Below are 1,063 nucleotides of genomic sequence, written 5' to 3' on the forward strand. Positions count from 1 at the left end.
GAGCCTGTCATAGAATCCATCTCATAGCTTCTCACAGCCCGGATTGTTTCCTCGCTCGTAGTTGGTGATGGCCACGACGAGTCGGAGACACAGCGCAAGGAACACTTCTGTCCGTGCGTGGACGCGGCCTCGGGCGCAGACCTGCCCGAGGCCGCAGTCCTTGACTGCGTCGTTGGTTCGTTCGACTCCTGTCCGGTTGTTGTACGTCTCCTCCAAGATGGACTGTTTCAGCTGCACGTCCTCGCTGTGTTCCTCGATTCGGTCTTCGATCCTGTACTCGATGTCTTTCGGGTCGTCAGTGTTTCGCGGATTGTATGGAGCGATTGGCACGACCCCTGCGGCCAGCAGGTGGTCGTGCCAATCGAGGATGTCGTAGGCGCTGTCTCCCAGCATCCAGACCGGTGTATCGACGGCGAGCGCGTCACGCGTGACGCGCATCGCCGTCTCCTGATCCGCTTGTTTGGCCTGTGTGAACTCCGCTGCTATCGGGATCTTTGAACCGGTTGAAACGATCGTACAGCCGAAGCCGTAGTAGTATTCCTCAGCTGTTGGATCGTAATTCCACGAGGCAGCGTCGTTGTGTTGGATCGCTTCAACGTGGGTCGAATCGATGGAGTACGTGGAGTCGAGCAGGCCGCGGGCGGCGGCCTGCTCGACGAGTCTGTCGAAGACATCGTCAATAACGTGTTCGAGGTCGGTGAGAAAGCGATCAACCGTGTCTCTGGATGGCGGTTTGTCGAGTCCGCAGTAGTACCAGACAAGGCCGTTCTGAAGTTCTCGTGTCACCGGACGTGTGCCGTAGACATCCTCGTAGTAGCAGTGCAAAAAGCCGCGAAAGAGATCAGGTGGCTCGTGAACTCGTGTTCGCCCCCGGCGAGCGGGGGCGAACACGTCGTACTCCAGCAGAAACTCGAACTCAAGATGGTCGAACAGCGATACCGTCTCGGTAGCCGCGACATTCAAGAAGTCGTCTACCGAAGCTACGTCTTGCAGGGCTGTGCTGGTGTTGGACACACTTCGCGCACCCTGCCGCTTCGTACGTGACGCTTTCTATGACAGGCTC

General features: G+C 58.0%; 1 protein-coding gene. It reads right to left on the reverse strand.

Annotated elements, in window-relative coordinates; all coding sequences use genetic code 11:
* Positions 1–21 precede the first annotated feature (21 nt).
* A complete protein-coding gene (locus tag RH858_RS16720) occupies positions 22–1,014 on the reverse strand; it encodes a transposase (RefSeq protein ID WP_259534701.1) in 993 nt (330 codons plus the stop codon).
* Positions 1,015–1,063 lie beyond the last annotated feature (49 nt).

Source organism: Halalkaliarchaeum sp. AArc-GB, from assembly GCF_031432225.1.
Classification (GTDB): domain Archaea; phylum Halobacteriota; class Halobacteria; order Halobacteriales; family Haloferacaceae; genus Halalkaliarchaeum.